Annotated in this window: 6 protein-coding genes; 4 read left to right on the top strand and 2 right to left on the bottom strand. The window is 35.8% G+C overall.

Annotated features, from left to right (window positions below; translation table 11 throughout):
* Positions 1 to 38: 38 nt before the first annotated feature.
* Complete coding sequence (locus HMPREF3116_RS05550; protein ID WP_070468197.1) at positions 39 to 2,375, top strand: ABC transporter ATP-binding protein/permease; 2,337 nt, start codon at positions 39 to 41, stop codon at positions 2,373 to 2,375.
* A 91-nt stretch (positions 2,376 to 2,466) separates the two neighbouring features.
* On the opposite strand, the gene HMPREF3116_RS05545 is transcribed toward HMPREF3116_RS05550, so the two are convergent.
* A complete protein-coding gene (locus tag HMPREF3116_RS05545; protein ID WP_070468196.1) occupies positions 2,467 to 3,399 on the bottom strand; it encodes a MetQ/NlpA family ABC transporter substrate-binding protein in 933 nt (310 codons plus the stop codon).
* 88 nt (positions 3,400 to 3,487) lie between these two features.
* Positions 3,488 to 4,249 carry a gamma-glutamyl-gamma-aminobutyrate hydrolase family protein gene (locus HMPREF3116_RS05540; protein ID WP_070468195.1) on the bottom strand — a complete coding sequence of 254 codons (762 nt, stop codon included), beginning with the start codon at positions 4,247 to 4,249 and terminating at the stop codon, positions 3,488 to 3,490.
* Positions 4,250 to 4,452: 203 nt separating this feature from the next.
* Between HMPREF3116_RS05540 and HMPREF3116_RS05535 the strand changes: the two genes are divergently transcribed.
* The 3 genes from HMPREF3116_RS05535 (at position 4,453) to HMPREF3116_RS05525 (ending at position 9,329) form a co-directional block, all read left to right on the top strand.
* Positions 4,453 to 5,523 carry an iron-containing alcohol dehydrogenase family protein gene (locus HMPREF3116_RS05535; protein WP_070468194.1) on the top strand — a complete coding sequence of 357 codons (1,071 nt, stop codon included), beginning with the start codon at positions 4,453 to 4,455 and terminating at the stop codon, positions 5,521 to 5,523.
* 491 nt (positions 5,524 to 6,014) lie between these two features.
* Positions 6,015 to 7,715 (top strand): arginine--tRNA ligase, encoded by a 1,701-nt coding sequence (gene argS / locus HMPREF3116_RS05530; protein ID WP_070468193.1) that lies wholly within the window; start codon positions 6,015 to 6,017, stop codon positions 7,713 to 7,715.
* 315 nt (positions 7,716 to 8,030) lie between these two features.
* The gene (locus HMPREF3116_RS05525; RefSeq protein ID WP_070468192.1) at positions 8,031 to 9,329 is read left to right on the top strand and encodes a uracil-xanthine permease family protein; all 1,299 of its coding nucleotides are present in this window, start codon (positions 8,031 to 8,033) and stop codon (positions 9,327 to 9,329) included.
* The last annotated feature ends 80 nt before the right edge of the window (positions 9,330 to 9,409 follow it).

Genomic DNA, 9,409 nt, shown 5'->3' with positions numbered 1-9,409 from the left:
ATTTAAGACTAATCTTATTATACGAGGAGTTTTAATAAATGTTAGAACTAAAGAATCTAAGGAAAACTTATCAAGTTGGTGAAACAGTAACACATGCGTTAAATGATGTTTCGCTAGCTTTTAGAAAACAAGAATTTGTTGCAATACTAGGTCCCTCTGGTTCCGGAAAGACCACATTACTGAATGTAATTGGCGGATTAGACCGATATGACTCGGGAGATATGGTGATTAATGGCCAATCAACTAAAAATTTTAAAGATTTAGATTGGGATGCGTATCGTAATAATTCAATTGGATTTATTTTCCAATCTTATAATATTATCAGTCATTTAGATGTATTGAGTAATGTTGAATTAGGGATGACGTTGTCTGGTGTGGCAAAGGAAGAAAAACGAGAAAAAGCTAAACGTGCGCTAATTCGTGTAGGCCTTGAAGATCATATACATAAACAACCCAATCAACTGTCTGGAGGTCAAATGCAACGTGTGGCAATTGCACGGGCTTTAGCTAATGATCCTGATGTATTATTATGTGATGAACCAACTGGAGCTCTAGACTCTGAAACTGGCCAACAAATCATGGATTTGATACAGGATTTGTCTACTGAAAAATTGGTGATTATGGTTACTCATGATGGAGAGTTGGCTAACCAATACGCGGATCGTATTATCAATTTTAAAGACGGTAAAGTAATCAATGACTCCAATGCATACGATAATGAAGATGTAGGCGCTACTTTAGATATGCGTCGAACTGGCATGTCCTATTTAACTGCGCTAAATCTCTCTTTTAAAAATATTATGACAAAAAAAGGGCGGACATTTATCACGTCTTTTGCTTCAAGTATTGGTATTATTTCAATTGCTGTTGTACTCTCTCTTTCAAATGGTTTTCAAAAACAAATCGATTCTACTCAAGCTGAAACCAGTGCGCAATTTCCAGTCACTATTTCTCAAGTAGCACAAGATACTTCTAATTTTACAACGTCTTCTGAGGAAGAAACTGAATATCCAAGTGAAGATATAGTGATTGCTAACGAGGATCCAGCTTCAGCTGGACAACACGAGAATGATATTACTGATGACCTTGTGCAATACGTAAATGATATTGATCCTCAATTGATTGAAGCTTTAAACTATACCTATTCAGCACAGTTAAATCTACTACGTGACGTAGATGGTGAAGTTCAGCAAGTTGCTTTCTCAAATTATGATCAAGATTCAGCTACTAGTGACATCCAAAGTTTCTATGCGACTTCTTCTGGTATGGGTGCTTCTACATTTCCAGAAGCTACTTCAGGTAATGAGAATGCCTTTTTTTCAGAAAACTATGATGTGCTTCAAGGGGAGTTGCCTACGGAAGAAACAGATCTTGTATTAGTAGTTGATGAGTATAATAAAGTCAATATCAATGCCTTGAATAATTTAGGCTTTGATTATGAAAATGGTGATGAAATTGCCTTCGATGATATCATCGGTACAGAAGTTGTCCTTGCGGCTAATGATGCTTATTATCAAAAGTTGCCTTCAGGTACTTTCATTCCTAATCAAGATTTGAATGATGTCTATAATAACGATAACAATCAAACCCTTCGTGTGTCAGCTGTTATCCGACCAAAAGAGGATGCAACGATGGCTATTTTAACAGAGGGGATTAATTATTCGAATGCTTTAACAGAGTCAATAATTAAAAGTAATCAAGATTCAGCTATTGTCCAAGCACAAAATGATAGTGATCATTCAGTATTAACAGGTGAAACGCTAGACGATGCAGGTAAAGAACAAGTTCTAACAGCGCTTGGTGCGAATCCTATTCCATCATCCATTATGATTTACCCTAAAAACTTTGAGACAAAAGATGAGGTACTGTCATATCTGGATGCTTATAACGAAGGTAAGTCAGAAGATGAGAAAGTTTTATATACAGACTTAGCCGGCACGGTGACAGAATTAACTGGCGGTATCATGAATGCGACAACATATGTATTAGTGGCTTTCGCTGCGATTTCATTAGTGACTTCAATGATTATGATTGGGATTATTACATACACGTCAGTGTTAGAGCGTACGAAAGAAATTGGTGTATTAAAGGCACTAGGCGCTCGAAAAAAAGATATCACGCGTGTATTTGACTCGGAAACACTCATTTTAGGTTTCTTGTCTGGATTAATTGGGGTTGGGACGGCTTACTTATTAACGTTCCCAATTAATATATTAATTGAATCATTAACTGACTTGAAAAATGTGGCAGTATTAGACCCAGTGCATGCAGTGACTTTATTAATTATCTCAACTATTTTAACTGTTTTAGGTGGTCATATTCCAGCTCGTATAGCAGCGAAAAAAGATGCTGCTGAAGCGCTACGTGCTGACTAGTCGTTTTTTTAAAAAAAAGAATATAAAATAATCCTCCTAGGTCTAATGTGAATAGCATGAAACTTAGGAGAATTTTTATATATAGATATATTTATTGATTTTCTTTCGCTTTTGCATAGTTTTCATATACTTGATTGGCATCAATATTTTGTGCCCATACTGGTGTATATGTCGTGTCTACAGTTTTGGCAAATTCATCGGTTTCAGGTGACATATAAGCACTCACAACGGTTTGTAGGTTTGGATCTTCTAGTTCATCACCTCTAACAGCGATAGATAAGAAATACTCGGGTGGTGTTTGCTCAGGGTCTTCCAAAGCAATCGCATCATCAGCAGTTAAGCCAGCATCTACAAAGTAAGAAGCTGATGAAACAGCTAAATCTAAATCAACTAATGACCGTGGTAATTGAGCAGCTGGCATATAAGTGAATTGGTTTTTTTTTGGATTACTAATGATATCTGCTTCAGTGGGGAAAGTTCCTGCACTATCATCTAGAGTAATTAAACCAATGGCATCTAGAAAGTTGAAAATATAACCTATACTAACAGCATCATCGTTTAATCCAATCTCAGCATGCTCAGGTATATCGTCAACCGTTTTTACTGAATCATCACTAGCAAATTGCCCTAATAGAGAAGCACGTGAGAAGGCGATAGGACGAATATTACTATTTTGTTCTTGGTTGAAAGTATACATAAAGGGAATGTATTGGAAGTTATTTAAGTCAATCTCGCCTTCAGCTAACGCGGTATTAGCAGCAGTAAAATCGCTAAAAAGGACTACATCTAGGTTGATATTACTCCCATTTTCAGCCAAACGCTCAGCAACAGGTGTCCAAATATCTTCAGTGATAGAAGATACAACACCGACTTTTAAATTGACTACTTCATCATTATTATTTACTTCACTTGTAGTTTGGCTTGTAGTAGGGTCATCATTGTTTGCACTTTCCGAATAGTTGGTCATACCACATGCTACTAGAAAGGGTATTAATAAAACCCATAATAATTTACCAAATTTCATAAAAATCCTCCCATATTCTGTTATAGTTTAATTTTAAATCTATTACACTCTAAATTAATATACTATAAAAAGAAAGCGATTTAAACAACTAAAAATTGTGGAACCACTTGAATATAGGTAGCATATTCGCATCTTCATTATCTGTCATCATTTCTGGATGCCACTGTATCCCTAATATATTGTATGTTGATTTGCTCTTATCCACTTCATAAGCTTCGATTACACCATCATTAGCCCAAGCTGTGGCCTTAAGCAACGGCGATAAGTCTTCTATTACTTGGTGGTGATAAGTATTGATGAGCAATGTTTTAGGATTGTCAAAAAGATTACTAATAATTGAGCCTTTTTCCAATTGTATAGAGTGGTGAGGAAAGTGCATACGACTCCAATTCTGGATGTGCTGTACAGCATTTGCTTGACCGATAGGATACTCACTTAAGTCTTGATAAACGGTACCATTCAATAAAATGTTAATTAACTGGAAACCACGACAAATAGCTAAGATAGGAATATTCTTCTTGGTTGCTGCTTCAAATAGCGCACGCTCCCATCGATCACGTGGCGGATAGACACTTTGCAACTTTGGAGAAGGTTCACGACCATATAATAGCGGGGAAACGTCTTGCCCCCCAGTAAATACTAAACCATCTAGATTAGCAACGTATTGTTCAGCCAAGGCTAAGTCTTCTTGTAATGGGATAATAATTGGCATATGGCCCGCCATAGTTAATGATTTACTATAACCATGCGGACTATAGTCACGCATAAATTCATCCCAATCATGATCAAGGGCGTTATGGTTCCCAGTAACGCCGATAATGCGTTTATAAGTGGATATCTTATTATTCATACTGTCACTCCAAACTTTGATTTCTACCTATTATACCAACAAAGATAGGAGGAGGGTCAACTTAGACTACTTATACTCATTGATATATGAAAAGAATTAAAAGTGATCGTAAATAAGTGTTGAAATTCAAGCTAGAAACTTCGCTAATTGCGAAGTTGAATGGTATATTGATTGTAATATCCTAAAGAAAGTGGGAATTAAAGATGAGTTTGTCCGTTAACTTACCCAGTTTTACTATAGGACCGGATGCCTATCAAGAAATAAAAAAATATACAGGTTTTATTGGTGAAAAAGTCGCCATCATAGGAGGTAAAACTGCCTTAGAAAAAAGTTTACCACGTTTACAACCGGAGATTGAGAAGTGTGGTTTAACCATTACAGCGATTGAATGGTATGGTGGTGAAGCATCGTATAGTAATATCGAACATTTAGTAAGTTTAGAACAAGTTCAGGCAGCAGATATGATTTTTGCGATAGGTGGTGGTCGCGCCATTGATACAGGAAAAACAGTCGCTGATAAACTAGATAAACCAGTTTTTACTTTCCCAACAATCGCTTCGAATTGTGCGCCAACATCAGCTGTATGTGTCTTATACCATGATAATCATGAATCTGCGGGTTCCTATAGACTTGATATGCCAGCAGTGCATTCGTTTGCAGATTCAACTATCATTGCACAAGCACCTGAGAAGTATATTTGGGCAGGTATTGGAGATGCGATTTCTAAGGAAGTTGAAGCCACTTTTTCAGCCGAAGGTAGAGAGTTAGCCTACAAAAATACGCTAGGCGTTCATATCGTTCAAGGCACTAATCAACGTATCATGGAAAATGGTTTAGCCGCTATTGAAGCTGCTAAAGCGCATAAGGAGTCTCTAGCAATTGATAATATTTTATTTGAAATTCTTGGGACAACTTCATATACTTCAGTTCTGGTAGATCACGACTATAATGGTCATTTCGCACATTCATTCTACTATGGTGTAACAGTATTACCACAAGGTAAGAATCATTTGCATGGTGAAATTGTTTCTTATGGGGTATTAATTGTCTTACAGTTGGCTAAACAATTTGATCAACTTAAAGCGATTCGCGACTTCATGATCTCTGTAGGATTGCCAACCTCATTAAAATCATTAAGTATTGAAAGTGATGAAGATTTAAGAATAGTTTTAGATAAGGCTTTTACATTAGACCATATTGAAACCTCACCTTTCCCTATTGACCGCAAGATGGTGGAAGATGCTATTAGAGAAGTAGAAAAATTGAATGCATAGAGATTGAACTTGGTTTATAGAAGGTGAGATAACAGTCGTTTAGAATTGGCGCATTTTCGGAAGTATCAAACAATGCTGACTTTTGAAACCCGATGATAAACGTTTTCATATTGCTATGAGAGGCTGAGATATTTTTATCCTTGCTTCTTGTTGATAATGGGATTGTAACATTAAGTGATATATATTTTGCTGTAGCTGCAAGAATCATGATAAAATGAAGATGATAAAGGCGTTTTACATAGGAACAGTCTTTTATATCTAGCGAAAAAGTGATACAATGGATGAATTGTAAAGCAGTTTTTACAAAATGCCTGAACCCTGGTGATAGGTATTTAATTTATGTGCTGAATGAATTGAATGAGATTGTATGAAATTACTCTTATGATACGTAGGTTCATGAAGCAAACTTAATTATATAAATGAAAATAGAAGGCAAGTTAGCATCTAACTAAGTTGATGATTTGTCTTATTTTTCGAGAGGAGAACACTTAATGGACTTAAAAAATCAAGTAGCCCAAGTCATCAAGTCAAATATTGAAACTGAGCTGACCTTAGACCAAATTCAAAATCTGCTAGAAGTACCAAAACATGAAGGACATGGGGATATTGCTTTTCCATGTTTCGTTTTTGCTAAAACATTACGAAAAGCACCGCAAGCCATTGCACAAGACTTAGCGACACAAATGACAGGTGACATTATTGATCACGTTGAAGCTGTTGGACCATACATCAACTTTTTCCTTAATCAAACATTGATAACTCAAGCTATTCTGACAGAAATTTATGAAGCGGGGAATCATTATGGTGAACTCACAATTGGCCATGGGGAAAATATTACCATTGATATGTCCAGTCCAAATATAGCTAAACCAATGTCAATGGGGCACTTACGTTCAACAGTTATTGGTAATGCTATTGCCAATATCACGGAAAAAGTGGGCTTTAACCCGGTACGAATAAACCACTTAGGTGATTGGGGTACACAATTTGGTAAATTGATTGTGGGTTATAAAAAATGGGGTTCAGAAGAAGCTGTGCGCCAAAATCCAATTAAAGAATTATTAAAATATTATGTTAAATTCCATGAAGAAGCTGAACAAGATGAAAGTCTTGAAGATGAAGGACGTCTATGGTTTAAAAAATTGGAAGACGGCGATCCAGAAGCGTATGAATTATGGAAATGGTTTAAAGAAGAGTCCTTAAAAGAATTCCAACGTGTATATGATATTTTGGGTATCCAATTTGATTCATATAATGGAGAAGCTTTTTACTCTGATAAAATGCCAGCTGTTATTGAAGAGTTAAATAAAAAAGGCTTGTTAAAAGTAGACCGTGGCGCAACTATCGTTGATCTAGAGGCTTATAATTTGAACCCTGCTTTAATTAAAAAATCTGATGGGGCTACTTTATATATCACCCGTGATTTAGCGACAGCCTTATACCGTAAAGATACATATAATTTTGATCAATCACTCTATGTTGTAGGAAATGAACAAAGTAATCATTTCAAACAATTAAAAGCAGTCTTAGAATTAATGGGCTACGATTGGGCAACTGATATTAATCACATTCCATTTGGCTTAATTACACAAAATGGGAAAAAATTATCTACACGTAAAGGTAATGTTGTTTTATTGGAAGATGTATTAAATGATGCTATTGATTTAGCTTTCAAACAAATTAATGAGAAAAACCCTAATCTGGAAAATAAAGAAGAGGTTGCACATCAAGTTGGTGTTGGTGCAGTAATTTTCCATGACCTTAAAAATGATCGCCTAAATAATTTTGATTTTAATTTAGAAGAAGTTGTCCAATTCGAAGGAGAAACTGGTCCATATGTTCAATATGCGAATGCTCGTGCCCACTCAATTTTACGTAAAGGCAACTTTGATCCTGCTGAAATCTCGCAAATAGCTAACTTCAATTTAGATAGCGACGAAGCTTTCCAAGTATTGAAAGAATTGAACCGTTACCCTGATATTGTTGCTAGTGCATATGAAAAGTATGAACCATCTGTTATTGCTAAATACTTGTTAGCCTTATCTCAACAATTCAATAAATACTATGCACACACACGTATTTTAGTTGAAGATGAACACTTACAATCACGTTTAGCATTAGTTTATGCGCTTACAAAAGTATTAGAGTCTGGGCTAGCTATTCTTGGTGTAGAAGCACCAAATCAAATGTAGTGATGGCTTACTAAAATTAAATGAAATTAAACAAAAAATGTTTTAAAAAGAGAAGGGATATATTTCCTTTCTTTTTTTATTTACTTATAAATCATATTTCATAGAGAATGTTCATCTTTATCAAAAAAAACGTAAAAAATATTGACTTTAATTGCCTTAGTCCTATAGAATGATAGAAGCATAAAATCCTGTGAAACATTGAGAGCAGATTCGAGATGTGATCACATAATAACAATTGTGTTCTTAGGTCAATTTGCGAATGGCCTTATTTTTTTGGGAAAATAAGGGAAAACAAATTTGAGGGAGATGTGAGTTATGGCAATTAAAGCGAAACCACTTTTATTAGATGTAGAAGAAAAACCATCGTTCGCGAAAGGTTTATTATTGAGTTTTCAACATGTATTTGCAATGTTTGGAGCAACAGTATTGGTGCCGATTCTTTTAGGAATGCCTGTATCTGTTGCTCTTTTTGCGAGCGGAATTGGTACTTTAATTTATCAAGTTGCTACGAAAGCTAAAGTACCTGTATATTTGGGCTCTTCATTTGCTTATATCACAGCTATGCAGGTTGCGATTCAACAAATGGGTGGAGATATTTCAGCTGCACAAACTGGCGTGATAATTTCAGGGATTACCTATGTTATAGTGGCGCTTGTCATTCATTTTACTGGGACTAATTGGATTGATAGACTATTACCGCCAATCGTAATCGGTCCTATGATTATGGTTATTGGATTGGGTCTATCTTCTAGTGCAGTAACGAATGCGGGCTTTGTTGAAGATGGTGATATCAGAAGTATTGTAGTTGCTATAGCTACTTTCTTAATTACAGCGATTGTCCAAACAAGAGCTAAAGGTTTCTTTAAGGTAATTCCTTTCTTAGTAGGAATTATTGGTGGTTATATAGTTGCTTTACTACTAGGAATCGTTGATTTTACGCCTGTTATAGAAGCAAATTGGTTTGAATTACCTGATATTTATTTGCCATTTAAAACAAATCACTTTGAATCTTACAACTTATACTTCGGTCCAGAGACTTGGGCAATTGTGCCGATCATTTTGGTTACGATCTCTGAACATATTGGGGACCATACAGTATTAGGTAAAATTGTTGGACGTAATTTCATCAAAAATCCTGGTTTAAGTAGAACGTTAATTGGTGATGGGGTAGCAACAGCTGTATCAGCCTTCATTGGCGGTCCCGCAAATACAACTTACGGTGAAAATACTGGTGTAATTGGTCTAACTAGGGTTGCATCAGTGTCAGTTATTCGGAATGCGGCAATTATTGCCATTATTCTAGCTTTCTTAGGAAAATTCACTGCTTTGATTTCTACTATACCTAATGCGGTTATTGGTGGAATGTCTATTTTGCTATATGGTATTATCGCAAGTAATGGTTTAAAAGTAATGATTGAGGAGCAACTTGATTTCAATCAAGTACGTAATTTAATTATTGCTTCAGCTATGTTAGTTATTGGTTTAGGTGGTGCTGTTATAGATTTAGGTTACCTTACGTTCTCAGGAACTGCTTTATCAGCAATCGTTGGTATCGTATTAAACCAAATTTTACCTGCAGAAGTATCATTCAAACCGAATAAGGACGTAAAATAGTTATTCTATGTAAAGGAAAGGCGGTTTGGACAGAATGTCCAAACCGCCTTTTGGTGCGCCCGGCATGGGCGCTAACTTGG

This window comes from Aerococcus sp. HMSC10H05, from assembly GCF_001806975.1.
In the GTDB taxonomy this organism is placed as follows: domain Bacteria; phylum Bacillota; class Bacilli; order Lactobacillales; family Aerococcaceae; genus Aerococcus; species Aerococcus viridans_B.
The sequence above is the reverse complement of the archived record's forward strand: the minus strand, read 5'-3'. Positions and strand labels throughout refer to the sequence as shown.